Source organism: Psychrobacillus sp. BL-248-WT-3 (assembly GCF_012843435.1).
Classification (GTDB): Bacteria; Bacillota; Bacilli; order Bacillales_A; family Planococcaceae; genus Psychrobacillus.
The window spans coordinates 19,392-36,908 of sequence record NZ_JABAFC010000005.1 but is presented as its reverse complement, the minus strand read 5'-3'; the positions used below and the strand labels follow the sequence as shown (position 1 = coordinate 36,908).

The 17,517-nt window shown below is 34.8% G+C and carries 13 protein-coding genes; 5 read left to right on the top strand and 8 right to left on the bottom strand.

What is annotated here, in order from left to right; all coding sequences use genetic code 11:
- Positions 1-33 precede the first annotated feature (33 nt).
- From HF876_RS04605 to HF876_RS04595, 3 genes are all read left to right on the top strand, one after another.
- Entirely contained in the window at positions 34-222 is a 189-nt protein-coding gene (locus HF876_RS04605; RefSeq protein ID WP_144537802.1) for a YkvS family protein, read from the top strand.
- A 126-nt stretch (positions 223-348) separates the two neighbouring features.
- Positions 349-960: a CPBP family intramembrane glutamic endopeptidase gene (locus HF876_RS04600; protein ID WP_169358890.1), complete on the top strand. Its 612-nt coding sequence runs from the start codon at positions 349-351 to the stop codon at positions 958-960.
- Positions 961-1,003: 43 nt separating this feature from the next.
- On the top strand, positions 1,004-1,597 hold the full coding sequence (locus HF876_RS04595) for a hypothetical protein (RefSeq protein WP_169358889.1): 594 nt from the start codon (positions 1,004-1,006) through the stop codon (positions 1,595-1,597).
- 36 nt (positions 1,598-1,633) lie between these two features.
- Here HF876_RS04595 and HF876_RS04590 read toward each other — a convergent pair whose 3' ends face one another.
- Together HF876_RS04590 and HF876_RS04585 are read right to left on the bottom strand one after the other, a co-directional pair.
- Positions 1,634-2,077, bottom strand: a complete 444-nt coding sequence (locus HF876_RS04590) for a MarR family winged helix-turn-helix transcriptional regulator (RefSeq protein WP_169358888.1) — start codon at positions 2,075-2,077, stop codon at positions 1,634-1,636.
- 75 nt (positions 2,078-2,152) lie between these two features.
- Complete coding sequence (locus HF876_RS04585) at positions 2,153-3,208, bottom strand: ATP-binding protein (protein ID WP_169358887.1); 1,056 nt, start codon at positions 3,206-3,208, stop codon at positions 2,153-2,155.
- 174 nt (positions 3,209-3,382) lie between these two features.
- Here HF876_RS04585 and HF876_RS04580 point away from each other — a divergent pair, with 174 nt between their 5' ends.
- Positions 3,383-5,143, top strand: a complete 1,761-nt coding sequence (locus HF876_RS04580; protein ID WP_169358886.1) for a B12-binding domain-containing radical SAM protein — start codon at positions 3,383-3,385, stop codon at positions 5,141-5,143.
- A 231-nt stretch (positions 5,144-5,374) separates the two neighbouring features.
- On the opposite strand, the gene HF876_RS04575 is transcribed toward HF876_RS04580, so the two are convergent.
- From HF876_RS04575 to HF876_RS04550, 6 genes are all read right to left on the bottom strand, one after another.
- Positions 5,375-6,727: a TrkH family potassium uptake protein gene (locus tag HF876_RS04575; RefSeq protein WP_169358885.1), complete on the bottom strand. Its 1,353-nt coding sequence runs from the start codon at positions 6,725-6,727 to the stop codon at positions 5,375-5,377.
- Between the two features lie 126 nt (positions 6,728-6,853).
- Entirely contained in the window at positions 6,854-7,624 is a 771-nt protein-coding gene (locus tag HF876_RS04570) for a TerC family protein (RefSeq protein ID WP_169358884.1), read from the bottom strand.
- A 225-nt stretch (positions 7,625-7,849) separates the two neighbouring features.
- Positions 7,850-8,938, bottom strand: a complete 1,089-nt coding sequence (locus HF876_RS04565; protein ID WP_169358883.1) for an SDR family oxidoreductase — start codon at positions 8,936-8,938, stop codon at positions 7,850-7,852.
- A 180-nt stretch (positions 8,939-9,118) separates the two neighbouring features.
- Positions 9,119-12,178 (bottom strand): efflux RND transporter permease subunit, encoded by a 3,060-nt coding sequence (locus HF876_RS04560; RefSeq protein ID WP_169358882.1) that lies wholly within the window; start codon positions 12,176-12,178, stop codon positions 9,119-9,121.
- A 786-nt stretch (positions 12,179-12,964) separates the two neighbouring features.
- Positions 12,965-14,539, bottom strand: coding sequence for a peptide chain release factor 3 (locus HF876_RS04555; RefSeq protein ID WP_169358881.1), 1,575 nt, complete (start codon positions 14,537-14,539; stop codon positions 12,965-12,967).
- A 121-nt stretch (positions 14,540-14,660) separates the two neighbouring features.
- Complete coding sequence (locus tag HF876_RS04550; RefSeq protein ID WP_169358880.1) at positions 14,661-15,710, bottom strand: M42 family metallopeptidase; 1,050 nt, start codon at positions 15,708-15,710, stop codon at positions 14,661-14,663.
- A 107-nt stretch (positions 15,711-15,817) separates the two neighbouring features.
- On the opposite strand from HF876_RS04550, the gene HF876_RS04545 reads away from it, so the two are divergent.
- The gene (locus HF876_RS04545) at positions 15,818-17,407 is read left to right on the top strand and encodes a two-component system sensor histidine kinase NtrB (protein WP_169358879.1); all 1,590 of its coding nucleotides are present in this window, start codon (positions 15,818-15,820) and stop codon (positions 17,405-17,407) included.
- Positions 17,408-17,517 lie beyond the last annotated feature (110 nt).

The following is a 17,517-nucleotide window of genomic DNA, read 5'->3' as shown; positions in this document are numbered from 1 at the left end:
TTATATTATGTTCTTAAGGGGATGGGACAATCTATGAAAATCGCTGAAGTCGGTAACATTATTGAGTTTAAAGATGGTCTTCAAGGTATAGTAGAAAAAGTTAACGAGAATTCTGTCATAGTTGATTTAACTTATATGGAAAACTTTAACGAGCTTGAACTAGAAGAAAAAACGGTAATCAACCATAAGCGTTATAAGATATTATATAGCAATGAAGATTAAACGTCATGCCGTTCCTCTCCATGAGATGAACGGTTTTATTTCTAAGTAACAGGCAATTCTTTTTCCTAGACCGTCATAAAACTCTATACTTCTCTTTTTTTGTGACTATGGTAAGGATGTGCATATATGATTAATCGAAAACTTTTTATAGGACTAGTAATATCACTAGTATTAGCTTTTGTTTTTACTTGGGTTACGTTTAATAATGAAAACGTATTTTGGTATTTCTATTCGTTTACAACACTTTTTTTAACGGCTTCTTCTTTTTATTTTTCAAAATTAGAAGATCAGCTGAAAACGTTTAACTATTTATTTTGGGGTATAGTATATGGTATAGGAACTTACTTATTGTGCTTTTTAGGCTTACAGCTACTGGAGCTATTACCATCTAAAGCGACGAAAGAAGTTTCTCATTTCTTTGGTGTATTTGCACCTTCTGCTTTATGGCATTACATTTTACTGTTCTTCATCATTATTCCTGGAGAAGAATTTTTCTGGCGTGGCTTCATCCAAAATGCAGTGAAAAATTGGTTCTCTCCTACTCTCGCTATACTAACTAGTTCCGTTTTATATGGAGCATCATTTATAGTGAGTGGTTTCTACATTGGTGTTTTTTTTGCTATTATTGTAGGAATCATTTTTGGATGGCTTTACGAAAAGAAAAAAAGTATGCCACTTAATATTGTAGCCCATATTGTATTTCTTTTACTGCTATTCCTGGTGCTACCACTAATATGAAAGTTATGTAAACCATAACTATACTAGAAAGGAAGCTGATTAAATGAAAAAAGTAATTTCAATTCTATCTGTCCTATTGTTAACACTTTTGATTGCCGCTTGTGGTTCTTCAGAGAAAGAGACATCTAACGATGATCAAGTAACAGATTCTACAAACAACAGCGAAGCTAACGGTTCAGAGGAAAAAGAAAATAGTTCTGAAGCAACCGGAACTTCTGTTGATAGTGATAATCAGGAATATTCCATATCCGTACTTGATGGCTATGAATTAACTGCAGAAGAACCAAATAAAGACTTGCTATTCAATAAAGAAAATGAAGAGCAATCTATGCGTATAGAAGTCTATAATGCCTCTGAGGTTAATATGGCAGATGTAACAAACGAGCTAGTAGAGACAGTAAAAGCATCTAATTCAGAAGGCAACGTAACAGAAATCACTGATAACTCAATTGTCCCTTCTGGGAAACAAATAGAAGATGTTAAGTCGTACAAAGCAGAAATTCCAGATGGCAATAATGTCTATGGCTACACATTCCTTCAAGATGGCTTAGGAGTAAAATTAACAGTTTTTGATACAGCAGAATCGCCTGCTATTGAAGATTTCATAAAAATGGCAAATACTATTAAAATCAATTAAAATAAAAACTTCGGGCCGTACTATGGCTCGAAGTTCTTAAGATAATTTTTTAATGGACAGACCAAGCTTCTTTATTAACTCTATAGCATCTTTTTTTTCATCTTCTGTCAAGATGCTCATTAATTGTACTAACTGCTGCTCATGACGTGGGAATAATTCTTTCATAAACTCTGAGCCTTCTTCTGTTATTTCCGCATAGGTAACTCTTCGATCTGTATCGCTGGATACCCGCTTTATAAAGCCACGACCCTCAAGCTTATCTACTACATAAGTAATAGATCCACTAGCGAGTAATATCTTATTTCCTATTTGTTGCAAGGGTTGCTTTCCTTTATGGAATAAAAGCTCTAATACCGCAAATTCAGTTGGATTTAACCCATTTTCTTGAAAGAAATGATTTGTACATTCATGTATTACTTTATGAGCACGGGAAAGTACTATAAATAATTTCAAAGCACTACTCGATAAGTCATTGGTCATTGTCGTCATCCTCACCTATATTAAATTACATTAACAATCATTATATAGGTCAGACTAATAGATTGTCAAAATAGCTTAGGAAGCTACTTGTAAGGGGAGTAGGAAATTAAAGATCGTTCCATTTCCAACCATACTCTCAACCTCTATTTTACCGCCATGAGCCTCCATAACTTCATAGGCATGAGATAATCCAAGCCCAGTTCCTGTCGATTTAGTTGTGAAGAATGGCTTAAAAATATTAGCTAATTCTTCTTCTCCAATTCCATTCCCCTCATCTTTTACTTTAATACTTACAAATCCATCACAAGACAAAGATAATCTAATATCTATTTTACCACTTTTTACCATAGATTCAATAGCATTTTTTATGACATTTATAAAAACCTGTTTTAAAAGGTTTCTATTTCCCAATACTCTAATGTTTGTATATAATTCATTAGTAATATTAATTTCAATTGCTTTCATAAGCGATTGAGGAGTCATGAAACTAGCTACCTCTGTTATGAGCTGGTCAATTTCGAAGTAGGTGTACTCTTTGTTGCTCGGCTTTGAAACTTGAAGAAATTCTGTCAATATTTCTTCCATTCTTTGTATCTCATGATCAATAACATCCAAGTATCTTTTTCCGTCTTCATTAGCAGTTTTCAGTAACAACTGTGTGAATCCCTTTAAAGATGTCATGGGATTACGTATTTCATGAGCGATACTTGCCGCAAGTTGTCCTAGAGTACTTAACGATTCGTTATGATTCAGGCGCTTCCTCATAAACATTTTTTCTGATTCGTCATGAATTTCCATGAGAAATAGATTAGATTCACTCTGTTTAGATACAATCAAATGCAGATACCTATTGTCACCCATATATGTTTGAAATTCACTAAAAAATTCTGCTTGTCCTTTTGAAGCTAAATTCTGTAGAAATGTCTTTCTAGAAGCTCCTGTGAGAGAGAACATATTTAAAAGTGTATTAGAGTTCATTTTAAGCAATTCTTCTCGTTCTATCTCTAACACTTTTTCTATATATGGATTAGCGTCTAATACTTCTCCTTCATCACTTATAAATATTAATCCACTTGAAAAGAGTTGGAAAACCTGTTCAAACCTTTGTTTGTACTCGTATTCTGCTAACATTTTGCACCCAACCTCTCATAAGAATCTGAGAATAAACAATTCAAATTTTTAAATTATTGATTAATTCTGATTATTCCACACTTTTATTATTCTGGATATGGTTATTTTTGACCATATTGTCGACATGAATATTCACTGTTACAATAGTTATGCAAAACTAAAGGAGTTAAGAAAATGAATATTATATTAACCACATTAAATGCAAAGTTTATCCATACGAATTTGGCATTGCGCTGTTTAAAGGCTGCAGCAGCACCTGACTATTCCCCCCTTATTGTTGAATATACTATAAAAGATCCAACTTTTAATATAGTAGCTGATTTGTACCAAAAAAAACCGAATGTAGTAGGTTTTAGCTGTTACATTTGGAACATTGAAGAAACAATTAAAGTAATCAAGATGTTAAAAACAGTAGATCCTTCCATAACTATTATTTTAGGCGGTCCCGAAGTTTCCTATGACACGAATGTTTGGCTCCGTAATGTGACAGAAATTGACTATATCGTAGTTGGTGAAGGTGAACAGACTTTCAAGGAAACATTAGACTTCCTTTCCAAAAAGAAAGAGTTAAAAGAAGTACCTGGACTAGCATATGTACAAAACGACAAATTTATTCTAAATCCGCTACCTCCAAAATTAGATTTACGTGAATCTCCTTCTCCATATCGTTTTGAAGAAGATTTACCCAATCTTTCTAAACGTATTGTCTACGTCGAGACTAGTAGAGGGTGTCCTTTTTCTTGTCAATTCTGCCTCTCTTCTATTGAAGTTGGTGTTCGATATTTTAATCGAGAAAAAGTTAAAGAGGATATCCGATTCTTAATGCAAAATGGTGCAAAAACGATAAAATTCGTCGATCGTACATTCAATATTAGTAGAAGTTATGCAATGGAAATGTTTCAATTCCTAATCGACGAACATTTACCAGGAGTTGTTTTTCAATTTGAAATAACAGCTGATATTATGCGACCAGAAGTTATTCAATTTTTAAATGAAAATGCTCCAGCTGGTCTTTTCCGTTTCGAAATTGGTGTTCAATCTACCAACGATTTGACGAATGAGTTAGTTAAACGCAGACAGAACTTTGAAAAGTTGAAAAGGACAGTTACTATGGTTAAAAGCGGTGGAAAAATCGATCAGCATTTAGATTTAATCGCGGGGCTACCAGAAGAGGATTATCATTCCTTCCGAAATACTTTCAATGAAGTTTTTGAAATGCGTCCCGAAGAGTTACAACTAGGCTTTTTGAAGCTTTTAAGAGGTACAGGATTACGAGTCGAAGCAAAAAAGTATGGTTATGTGTATGTAGACCAGGCGCCATATGAAATTTTCTCTAATAATGTATTAAGCTTTCATGATATTTTACGTATTAAGCAAGTGGAAGACGTTCTTGAAAAGTATTGGAATGCACATAGAATGGACCAAACATTAGAATTTCTATTTGAGCATATATTTGAAACACCTTTCGACTTTTTCCAACAATTCGGTACCTATTGGGAAGAAAGAAATTGGTCTAGAATTGGTCATCAGCTAGAGGACCTATATACTCGTCTTTTTGCTTTCCTAGAACAATTAGAAAATATTCCTTTAGCAACTATTAAGTCTGTTATGAAACTAGATTATTTATCAAAACAAAAATTCCAACCAAGGAAGCCTTGGTGGAATAATGATTTAAACAAAGAAACTCAGTCTGCAATCTATAAGCTACTAATAGAGGATCCCTCGATTGCTGGAGTAGACTTTTCACACTTAAATTTGTCAGAACGAGAATTGTACAAGCAGACATTTATCACACCGATTACTGTTAATGTGGATATGTTTAAGCAAGGAATCATCAAAGAAGATAATGGGTTCTTACTGACTGCATTCCAAAACGGAGAAGCTCCACAATTCTTCTTTTTGCAACCAAAAGAAAATATAATAGTAACGAATTAATAATACCAAATTTCATCCCAGAAATTAGTAGAAGGCTGATTAGCCCACTTTATAATTTCAGAAGCCCCAGAAATTTTACCATTCGGTAAATTCTGGGGCTTCTATTGTTTCCTCATAGCTTTTGTTTCTACTTTGTTTTACAAGAGGGTTACTTGATCGGTTATCTCTTTCCACAAGCTTAGTCACCGTGTTGTGTAAGAATGATTAGCAGTTATTCAAAAGCAGTTTTAATTACCCAATAATTACACGTTCCTTTGGATAATGGTATTTGGTAATTTTTCGCTTACCTCCTAGTGTAAATAGGAAGGATATTAAACCAACTCTTCCTATAAACATGAGGAGCATGATGACTAGCTTTCCGAAGGAAGATAGGTTCTCTGTCACCCCAAGCGACATACCACATGTACCAAACGCAGAGGTTATTTCAAATAGTAGGGATGCTACTGGAACACCCGGTTCCGAAACCGATAATATAATTGTTGCAGCAAAGACCATCAGGATAGCTAAAACAAATACTGCAAAGGCCCTATAAATATCGAGTAGATGAATTTCACGATTAAATATTTGTATATTTTCTTTGCCTCTAGAAAAGTTTATTAGAAACAAGATTGCAAGTGCAAAAGTAGTTGTCCGTATTCCTCCTCCTACTGAGCTAGGAGAAGCGCCAATAAACATGAGTGCACTCATAAAAAGATTAGTTCCTTCGTTAAACATATTGATGTCCACAGTAGTTAGCCCTGCAGACCGAGTTGATACTGAATGAAAAAAAGCAGTGAAGAATTTCTCATGCCAAGGTAGATCCTTAAGAGTATTAAATAATTCAAGTAAAAAAATCATCACTGTTCCTATAATTAATAGGGCCCCATAAGTTAAAGTAGTGAGCTTCGTAAATAATGAAAATCTAAAATTTTTATTTTTATTGGAAAGAAATTCTTTTACCTCAATTAAAACAGGAAAGCCAATTGCACCAAATACAATCATTATACTCGTGATGATTAGAACAAAGTAATCATGATGATAAGGAACTAAGGATTCACCTGTTATATCAAAACCGGCATTAGTAGTAGCAGAAACTGAAGTAAACACTCCATGTAACAATGCTTGTTTAAACGTATCGTAGTATTGCGTAAAATAAACTGTCAGTATTATTGAACCAAGCAATTGAATGAATAAGAGAATTTTAATAATTTCCTTTATAAGCATTACAGCACCCGACATTTTAGACTGGTTGTGGTCAACCATGATTAACTGCCTTTCCCTTAAACCAATTCTTCTTCCAACCACAAGCCAAATAAATGTTCCTAAAGACATTATTCCAATTCCTCCAAGCTGGAGAATTAGAATAAGCATGATATATCCAAAAATAGTATATGTATCTACAATGCTTATAGTTGTTAGCCCTGTTACACTAACGGCGCTAACTGCTGTAAACAAGCTATCAATAAAGTCTACTTTCACACCTGGCCTATGAACTCCCGGTAAGCGAAGTAGAATAACTGAAATAGCAATGGCAATAAAATAATAAGAAACAATTATTTGAGCCGGTGTCATTTTATATTTCGCTTTAAATGTATAGTTTTTCATTTAATATGTTCCTTTCAAGTTAAAGAGAGCCTATTAAATCATTGTAAAAAAAAAAAGTATAAAAAGATAGCAGTAACCATACTATCTTTTCATACTTTTAACTAAATCATTATACATTTACTAAAATTAAGCAGTCTTTTTGTTTTTGGCTACACCAAGTAAATACCCACCAATAGCGATTACTAGTAAAACAACCCAGAAAGTCAATTTCCATCCAGTTGAATGTGGGAAATGCTCATCAAGTATAGCTACGCTTGGATGAGATAGTGTTAATACAGTTAACTTAACCCCTACCCAGCCTACTATTAAAAATGCTGCTGTTTCTAATGAAGGATATTTTTCAAGTAATTGAACAAATTTATGAGCAGCAAAACGCATAATAACTAGCCCAATAACTCCACCAATGAACATTACTGCAAACTGTCCACCGTTAATTCCACCAATTTCAAAGTCTCCCCAATATGGCAACGTTACTGCAATTGCAACTGCTGCTAACATAGAGTCGATTGCAAACGCGATATCAGCTAATTCAACTTTTAATACAGTCATCCAGAATCCTGAACCTTTTGCATTTTCTTCTAAGCCATCCGTTTCAATATGCGGACCTGGTTTTTTACGTTGATCGTAAATATGTTTAATCGAGATAAATAACAGATAAGCAGCACCTAGTGCCTGCACTTGCCAAATGTTAACTAAAAACGTAATCATAAATAAAGCTGCAAATCTAAAAACAAAAGCTCCTAATAGACCGTAAAACAGAGCCTTTTTTTGTTGGGCCTTCGGTAAGTGCTTAACCATTACTGCCATTACTACTGCGTTATCAGCAGCTAGCAAGCCTTCCAGTCCTACTAGGACAAGTAAAACCCATCCATACTCTAACAAAATTCCATAATCCATAAAAATATATCCTCCTTTGAAATATAAAAAGACCCCTGCCTAAAAAAAGGCAAAGGTCTTGCTAAGCAAATTAAAAATTAATGTGCTATCATAACCGATGGCAAAAGCCATGTAATGACGACTATGAAATAGGTTTCCCTATAGCTACTCCCCTTTGACGAACGTCAAGAGTCTATTTATTTATATGTCTATAATAACAACATTTAAGTAATTAGTAAAGCATAATTATTTAATGGATATATGATAGGTTGGATCGTCTTTGTGTTTGTTGTAAAAACGAACCATGGAAGGTATCGACTCTATAAAATCAGGACAATTTATCTCCCCTTTACGCAGAATTTTTTCAGCATTTGTTGTATCAAAAGAAGAATTCCAAGTGAGATAATCTAATGTTTCTTTTTCCACCTGCAGGAACTTTCTTATAGGTAATAAGCTAACAGATACCTTTGCTAATGCTAATGGTATTCTCCCCTTAGGATATTTCCCTGTAACTTCTCTAACAAAAGCTCTATATACCTCTTCAACTGGATAAGGCTTTGGATCGGTTAAATGAATAGTCTTCCCTTCTGCTTCTTCATCAAAACAGCAATATATGGAGGCTTTTGTTATGTAATCAGATGGTACTACATTAATAAAAGACGTGGACTTACCGAGATAAGGTATTATAGGTAATCGTTTCAGTCTGTTAATCATGTTTATAAAAAAGTATGGCCCATCAAACTTAATCGTTTCTCCTGTGATGGAATGTCCCCTTACAATCCCTGGTCTAATAATGGTAAGTGGCAGTTGGCTTTTTAAGTTGTTTACAAGTACCTCCGCCTCGTATTTTGTTTCCTCATAATGATTTTTAAATCCAGGGGGTTTAATAAGTTCCGTCTCCAGTAGCTTACCTTCTCTTTTCCCCGCCACATAAGCCGTGCTAAAATACATATACCTTTTTATATTTGGAAGTTTAAGAACTAACTCATTAAATAATTTAGTTCCTTCCACATTAACCTTCCAGGCAATTTCCTTTGGAACAGCTAAGTCATAAATAGCTGCTAAATGCCATACATCATTTATTTCTTGCTTTAAGTTGTTAATTGTTTCATTATCAAGCCCTGCATTTGATAGTGTAATATCCCCTTTCACCACAATAATCGATTGGTTAGTTATTCCGTCCTCGTAAATTTCACTTATTACCTGTTCAGCTTTTTGTACTAGGTTAGGAAGAACTAGAACATAAATAGCGGAATATCGATTTTGATGACGTAGTTCCTTTATGATATTTTTCGACAAAAACCCTGGAAATCCTGTAATCAATGCATTAGACATATTGGTAATCATCCCCTTTTTTTGATTATACTAAAGACCTCTAAATGCGCATACATAAACTTTAATCGGAAAAGGTGTTACACGATATTCTATTTGGTCTAGTGTCTTAAACCAAACCAATGTATACAAAAATAAAGCTCCGAAATTTTACAGTACGTAAATTTTCGGAGCTTTTCTTATTTAAGATGATTTTATTTTTCTTGTCTCTTTGTCCACTAAACTATAGATGATTGGCACTACAAATAATGTTAGTAAAGTCGAAGCAACTAAACCACCAATTACAGTTAAAGCCATTGGTTGATTTATTTCTGTTCCCTCTCCAATTCCAAGGGCCAGTGGAATTAAACCTAATATTGTCGTTAGAGCTGTCATTAGGATCGGACGTACTCTATCTCGAACGGAAGTCGTAATTGCCTCGAAGGATGAATAGCCATCTGCTTTACGCTGGTTAATGTAATCTACTAATACAATTCCATTATTCACAACAATTCCAACAAGTATTAGTATCCCTATGACAGCGGAAACGCTAATAGGAGTATTTGTAATGAATAAGACAATCCCAATTCCTATCACGATTAACGGTACAGTAAACATGATTACAAACGGATATTTATAAGATTCAAACTGAGCTGCCATTACGATAAACACTAAGACAACCGCCAATAAAACAGCCAAAATCATATCATTTTTGGCATTATCCATCAACTCTCTGTCGCCACCAAAATTGACTTGCACTTTATCACTAAAGTTTTGCTTCTCTATTACTTGATCAATTTGTTCGGACATGTCTCCTAGTGTATTTTCTGACTCATACTTAACAGAAAATGCAACCGCGCTAGCCTGGTTTAAGCTTCGTATAGCTACTGGTCCCTCAGCAACCTCTATACTTGCAACATCCTCAAGGTTTACAAAAAGACCTGATGGAGTACGTAGTTTTAGTTGCTTTAAGGTTTCAATATTTTCCCGGTCTGATTCGTTATATTTAACGTAAACTCCGTAAACTTCATTGTCTTCCGAGATTATTTGGGAAGCTAACACGCCTCTCGTTACATTGTTAACCATTTGAGCTATTTGAGCAGGAGCGAGACCTAGTTCTGTTGCTGCATCTCGCTTAACAATCATTTGTACTTCCTCTACGGTAGAAATAATGTCATTGTTGACCTTAGTTACGCCTTTTATTTTTTCTAAATCAGCCTGCAAATCAGCAACGGCTTGGTTTAATATATCCTTATCAGCGGAGGAAATATTGAAAGACACCACATTAGGTGAGGAGCCAGATGCTGTTTGAACATTAAAGTTTATCTCTGCTCTTTCTCCTATTGCTTGTGCTATTTTAGGCTGTACTTTATCTACAAATTCAAATGTAGATTGACTTCGTTCATCAAGCGGTTTTAGTTTCACAGAGATTTCTGCGATGTTAGATCTAGAAGTGCCTCGAGACATGCCCTCTTGACTTCCACCTACAAAGCTTACATAGACATCTACATCCTTCTGTTCTTGCAATATATTCTCTATCTCGTCTACTACTTCATTTGTAGATGTAAACGATGAACCATTTGGTAGCCTTACACTAATAGAAGCAAAGCCTTCATCCGTAGGAGGTAAAAATTCAGTACCTACACGGAAAATACCAAATACAGAAATAATTAGTAAAGCTAAGGTCAGAGACAGAACTAAAGCTCGGTGACCTAAAGACCACTTAATCGACTTCTCCAAATTGTTGTAAGCCTTCGATCTCCGTCTTCTAGCTTCTAAATCTCCTTTTGGTTTTTTTAACATTCTACTAGCCATCATAGGTATGACAGTGAGTGCAACAAAAAGTGAAGCAATAAGACTAAACGAAATAGTTAATGCAAATTCGGTAAATATCTGGCCAATAAGTCCTGAAAGGAAAATTACAGGTATAAATACTGCTATAGTCGTTAAAGTAGAGGCTGTAATTGCTCCACTTACTTCTTTTGTGCCTGTTAAAGCTGCAGCTTTAGGGTCTTTTCCTAAACCGAGATGCCTTTCGATATTCTCGATAACAACAATAGAATTATCAACTAGCATCCCAATTCCCAATGCAAGTGCTCCGAGCGTCATTATGTTTAAAGAAAAACCAGCAAAGTACATCAGTAAAAATGTCACAATAACGGAATATGGAATTGCAACACCAATAATAATTGGACTTCTAATGCCTTTTAAGAACACGAACAAAACTACCATTGCCAATAAACCACCTGTTACTAACGTGGTTCCAATATTGTTGATGGCCAGTTTGACGTAATCCCCTTGATCAAAAAGAATATCCGCTGTAACTCCCTTATATTCCTCTTTCTCAAGTTGCTTGTCCAATGCCTCTTGAAAGGCGGTAGATACTTGTGCAGTATTTGCACTTGATTCTTGGAGCACAGACAAGAGAACAGCCGGCTCTTCATTGGCTCTTGTTTCACTATCTGTCTCTTGTTCTGCTAACTGAACTGTTGCCACATCGGAAATAGTTATTTGCGAACCATCAATTGGGTTAACAGTAATAACCAAATTTTGTATTTCTTCAACAGAGGTTAATGAGCTCATAATTCGAGTAGTTAAGGACATCTTTTCCTCTGTTTCTATTGGATCTCCAGGAAGAGAAATATTATTCGCTTGAATTAGCTGGACAATATCACTTTGAGTTAGTCCATTTTGAATTAATTTGTTTTGATCTAATAATATCTGCACTTCTTCGACAAGTGAACCCGATATATTAACACTTGCTACACCCTCTGTGCTGATTAATTCCTTCTCTAGTTCTTTTGCTATCAATCGAATATCTTGTCCTTCATCAGCAGCTCTTAGTGATAACTGAATGACTGGAAACTGTGCAGGATCAAATTTTAAAAATCTTGGCTTATCTGCTCCAGTAGGTACGGGCACTAAATCTATTCGTTGCATAATGTCCAATTGGGCATCATCCATATCGGTAGACCAATCAAATTCTAATAAAATAAAATTAGCGCTTTCTTGAGATGTACTACTGATTGACTTAATACCAGGTAAGGTACTTAAAGAAGTTTCTAATGGTTTGGTTATTTTTTCATCTACCTCTATTGGCCCAGCACCGGGATAGTTAGTTACAACAACGCCGATTGGAGGATTTAACTCTGGGATCAATGTGATTGGAATTTTTAAAAAAGAAACAGCTCCTAATATAACTACTAAAAACATAATTACAGTAGTAAATACAGGTCTTTTTATAGAGAAACCACTAATTTTCATATACGGGGAACCACCTTTACTTTCGCTATTTATATCATATGCTCTATGACGTAAGAGTTCAAATTTTATTATTGCTTAGGGATAGATAAATAAAGAGAATATAACAATTGTATAACTTTTTTCTATGCATAAGAAATGTGCAGAAACAACTAATAGCATTAATTACGAACTACTTCCCCTTTCAACACAGCCGATGAGTTAGAACGGGTAGCTCTTCAGTTATATAAGTTAAAAATACCACGATTTCACTCACCCCAATGAGAATGTAATTCTTTAATTTATCATTTCTGCTCCATATCGAAATCAAATTCTCTCGTTTTTAATAAGAAAGTTATGTTAAAGGGTAGGGTTGATTTATGATGCAAAGAAATCTTAGATCAGTGAGTAGAATTGATTGTTCACACCAGCCGGACGCTTTCCTCGGGGTGAGCGATAAGCCCTCACCCATCGCTTACGCGCGTGGTTGTGATGTCTTATCTGTCTCACTCATCCCGTAGGAGTCGCCGTCTGGCGCTCCAATCAATAAATGGGAACAGCTTTAATGCTTCGATAAGTGCTTATAAATTGCATAAATAAGGCAAAAAAACTGTACCCAATCCCAATTTTATAATCTTAATAGTCATATGAATGTCCTTTTTATAGTGTTTACAGTCACTATAAATAAGAATTATTAGTCAAAATCCACCAATAACTTTAACAAAGCTAATAAAAAAAGTAACCAAAAGAATGCGAGCATTCTTCCGATTACCTTTATTTACAATTCCCTATTTAGCAGGGATCTATACCTTATAGTAGGTTATATAGCTTTATATGCTCATATTTGTCTTGGAACCAGCGAGTTGCAAATTCATTTTCAAATAAGAATACATAGTGATCATAACGATCTTTTACTAGCATGCTTCTTGGACCTGTCATTGATTCTTTTACATCTTCTTCGTTTTCAATCCAACGGGCTACCTTCGATCCAATTGGCTCCATACGAACTTCTACATTATACTCGTTTTTCATACGATGCTCGAATACTTCAAATTGAAGCTGTCCAACTGCACCAAGAATTACTTCTTCTGTATGAAGTGTTTTGTAAAATTGAATTGCACCTTCTTGTACAAGCTGCATAATACCTTTATGGAAATGCTTAGATTTTAATACATTTTTAGCAGTAACCTTTACAAACATTTCTGGAGTAAATTGAGGAAGTTTTTCATAATTAAATGCTTTTTTTCCTCCAACAACCGTATCCCCAATCTGATAATTTCCAACATCATAAAGACCAATAATATCTCCAGCTACAGCGGTTTCTACTGTCTCACGATCATCAGCTAAAAATTGAGTAGACTGAGTGACTTTAAACGTTTTTCCAGTACGTGCCAAAGTAACAGTCATTCCGCGTTCAAATTTCCCCGAAACGATACGTACAAATGCAATTCGATCTCGGTGAGCAGGATTCATATTCGCTTGAATCTTAAATATAAAACCGGAGAAATCTTCGTTCAAAGGATTTACTTCTTCTTCAACATCAGTCATTCTCGGCTGTGGAGTTGGAGCAAACTGAAGGTATGTTTCTAAGAAGGTTTGCACACCAAAGTTAGTTAATGCACTACCAAAAAATACAGGTGTTAAATCACCAGAAAGTACTTTTTCTTTATCAAAATCATTCCCTGCTTCATTTAACAACATAATATCTTCCATAGCTTGCGTATAATAAGATGTTTCTTTCATAGAATGATCGACAGCTAATTCTCCCTCATCATCTAACGGAAGATATTTTTCAGATTCCTCTGTGCGGAATTGCTCAATTCGATGATTGTAGCGATCATAAATCCCTAAAAATTCTTTACCCATACCAATCGGCCAATTCATTGCATAAGATTGAATTCCAAGTACTTCTTCTAGCTCCTCCATTAATTCAAGAGGTTCTTTACCTTGTCGGTCTAGTTTGTTAATGAAAGTAAAGATAGGAATACCGCGCATGCGACAAACCTTAAATAGTTTTAATGTTTGAGCCTCTATCCCTTTGGCAGCATCTACAATCATCACTGCACTATCCACAGCCATCAATGTTCGATAAGTGTCTTCACTAAAATCCTGATGTCCAGGTGTATCTAATATATTTATACGACAATTATTAAAGTCAAATTGCATAACAGAGGATGTTACAGAAATCCCACGTTGCTTTTCGATTTCCATCCAGTCTGAAGTTGCAAATTTCCCCGATTTTTTCCCCTTTACTGTACCTGCATCACGAATAGCTCCTCCAAAATATAAAAGCTTTTCCGTTATAGTCGTTTTACCAGCATCCGGGTGGGAAATTATTGCAAAGGTTCTTCTCTTAAGTATTTCTTCTTGTAATTGTTTGTCCATATTTGTATATCTCCTTCTTATTCACTTTTTTATCATATGGATTTACTAGCAAAAATACAAGTAAAAAAAGAACTAGCAGACAATTTTACAAATTAATCGTAAAAATGTCTACTAGTATCCATTACAGAATTTCAGATTGTATATAAGAATACAATAGTTTCGCTGTATTTTCTAATGATTGAATATGAGTTCTTTCATATGCATGCGATGCTTCAATTCCTGGTCCAAACAATGCATGCTTGACATCAAAACCTGCTCTTATTGCAGCAGAAGCATCAGAACCATAGTATGGATAGATGTCTAACTTATAATCAATTCCTTCTGCCTTGGCTAGTTCTACGAGGTTTCGGGTTAATTCATAATGATACGGCCCAGAGGAATCTTTTGCGCAAATGGAAACAGTATACTCATCCGAGGTTTGTCCATCGCCTATCGCACCCATATCGACTGCTATATATTCCACTGTTTGTTCTGGAATGTTAGAATTGCCTCCAAATCCAATTTCCTCATTATTAGAAATATAAAAGTGTGTTGTATAAGGAATCGTCCATTTATTTTCTTTAATAGCTTTCATTAATTGGAGTAAAAGGGCAGTACTTGCTTTGTCATCTAAATGACGTGACTTGATAAAGCCAGATTCCGTTTGCTCAAATCGAGGATCAAATGAAACAAAATCCCCAACCTCTATACCTAACTCTCTTGTTTCACTAGCACTTACTACTTTCTCATCCACACGTACCTCAATGTTTTGCTCATCACGAGCGAGCGCAGTCGCATTTTTATAGACGTGAACTGTTGTTTGATGCATGAGAATGGTGCCCCGTATTTTTCTTCCATCTGCTGTATGGATTGTACAATACTCACCTTCTACAGCGTTCCAATTAAAGCCACCTACCATTGCAAGCTTCAATCTGCCAGAAGACTTCACTTCCTTTACCATAGCTCCCAAAGTATCGGTGTGTGCTGTCAGTAAACGATGTTTAGTATCATTTTCTCCTAGAATGGTGGCAATAAGCGCTCCCTTGTTAGTTCTAATATAATTAACATCAATATCCTTTAAAAACTGCTCCATAAAATCCATGATGTCCTTTGTATAACCGGAAGGACTAGGAATTTCCACTAATTGTTTTAGCAAAGAGACAGTCTCTTGCTCTTGAAATTTGTATGACATAATGACTCCTCCTTTGTTCTTACTCCATCTTATCAAAATCTTGTATTTTCAGATACCTTTAAATAGGCTAATATAAGAAGTATCTAATCTGATAGGAGGTGGGAAAAATGGAATATATTAATACTACGAAAGATAAAAATAAATTGTTTTTCATTATTTTTTCCTGTTTTACTGTTTGTCATATTATTCTGGCAATATTTTTACATAACAAGGACCTATTAATTTATCTATACGCTGGGATTGTATACCTACTCATCTTAACGTTGTTATGCTGGGTAAACTCAGAGAACCCAATTATCCAATACATTTTGTTTATAACACTCAATCTTTATCTTTTAATCTTGAATATATACAGTGACAGCGTAGTTATGATTGTATTTTTTATTTACCCAATATACATCGCAGTCATCTATTCCAATATAGGTCCTAGAATATTATTATTCTTTATAACTATCATTGAAATTCTTGGACTCATCTATTATAAAAATGATGACTATACATATATTTTGTCCTCAGAAGATTTAATTGCTTTTATACTACTTTTAGCTATACTTATTTTCACTTCCATCTTAAATACATACTTTGACCGTAAATATTGGAATAAGATTTTTGAACTAAATACTTCTATGAGAAAAGAGCAATATTCGAGAGAAAGTTATTTACAGCTTTTTTTTGATAATGCGAAGGATAGTATTACTGTATTTGATAAAGACAATAAAATAATAGAGGTAAATCCTGCTTTTGAAGATTTATATGGTTGGAAAAGGGAAGAAGTAATAGGAAAAAGTGTTTCTATTTTGTCTCCACAATATCAGCTAGATGAAACAAGAAAACAAGAGGTATTAAAAGGGGCCAGCTATCATTTTCTCGAAACTACTGATCGAAAAAAAGATGGAACTTATTTTGATGCCCAAATTACTGTTTCTCCAATTTATGATTACCAAAACGAGCTGATTGCCCTTTCTATAATTAGTAGGGACGTTAGCTTTAAAAAAGAAACAGAGAATTTATTACTACAATCAGAAAAGCTAAAGGTTGCTGGGGAAATGGCAGCTGGAGTAGCTCATGAGATTCGAAATCCTATAACAGTTATATCTGGCTTTATGCAGATTATGAATGGGGACCCTACCCAGCCCTATTACCGTTACACTAAAGTAATTGAAAACGAAATTGAAAGAATCAATTACATTATTAGTGAATTCCTAGTTTTAGCAAAGCCACACGCAAAATTGCCAAAGAAGTATGATTTAACTCAAACATTAGATGATCTTCTCGTTTTATTTCAACCCGAAATTAACTTGAATGGGATATTTTTGACTACTGATATTATAAAAGGTCCGATACACCTTTACGGTGAGGAAGGTCAGATGAAGCAAGTACTTATTAACCTGGTTAAAAATGCGATAGAGGCAATGTCTGACAATGGTAAAATCCATATTAGCTGTTCCATCGAGCCCCAGGATATCATCCTTATTAAAATTAGAGACAATGGAGTAGGGATGGACAAACAGGTTGTTGAGAAAATCTTCGATCCATTTTTTTCTACTAAGATTAACGGGACAGGCCTTGGAATGATGATTTCCGAAAAAATTATTGCTGAACATGGTGGAACGATTGCCATTGAAAGCCAAAAAGGACAAGGAACTACGGTAACTATTCAGTTACCTTACACTTCAAACATAGAGGCAACGGATTAGTCTCTTCTTTTTATATCCGTTGCATCAAAGACTTACATCCCACATTTACTAAAGTAAAAATACCTTGAGAATGGGATCTCAAGGTATTTTTGCTTTAGTTGGAACTCGCT